The sequence below is a fragment of the Vibrio sp. 1288 genome (genome assembly GCF_033344475.1).
The window spans coordinates 1-662 of sequence record NZ_JAWPOX010000607.1; the positions used below are offsets into that span (position 1 = coordinate 1).

Annotated in this window: 1 protein-coding gene; it reads left to right on the forward strand. The window is 40.8% G+C overall.

What is annotated here, in order from left to right; translation table 11 throughout:
* The first annotated feature begins 163 nt into the window (after positions 1–163).
* Positions 164–394: a PAS factor family protein gene (locus tag R8O11_RS28305; protein ID WP_005479230.1), complete on the forward strand. Its 231-nt coding sequence runs from the start codon at positions 164–166 to the stop codon at positions 392–394.
* Positions 395–662: the final 268 nt, after the last annotated feature.

Here is a 662-nt window from a genome sequence, read left to right on the forward strand (position 1 = left end):
ATGTATCTTTCAATTTTTGTCGAAAGCGTCTCAATTTTGTGTTGGCATATCCTTCTCACATAATCTTTTTTAGCGCCGCGTTCTGTGACCTAGCTTCTGATTTGTGGTTTCTAAACGGATACAATATATATGCACCCCGTGCAATAAAATTAAAGGGAATGACATGAAAACGCTTATTTATGACACGTTGATTAGCCTTGCAAGCCAAGAACCAGAACAACATGCACGTATCCGACAAAACTTATATGAACAGTTGGATCTGCCGTTCGATAAGCAACTGGCTTTGTACTCTTGTGCCCTTGGGCCTGCGAGTTCAGGTAAGCTTGAGAGCAGTCAAGGTATCAACAACGCTGTGGATTGCGCCGTTAAACTTCTGGAAACACCAGAACGCTAATCTACTTCGTTGTCTTTATCACGGCCCAATACCCCAAGGGCCGTTTTTGTTTCTGCGTTTCCTCAACACACTTTTCGACGCCAAACCCTTCTCACCAAACGTGATCTAGTTGCCAGTTTGCTTTTCTTAACTATTTGTTACGTCAACGCATTTTATAACCTACTCATTTACAGCGAGTGGGTTAGGGCGTACATAAGGTTTTGTTGCTTGGAGTTTGTGTTTGGATTTTATATAAATAAAAACAATGACTTATGTTTGTTTTGTTTGT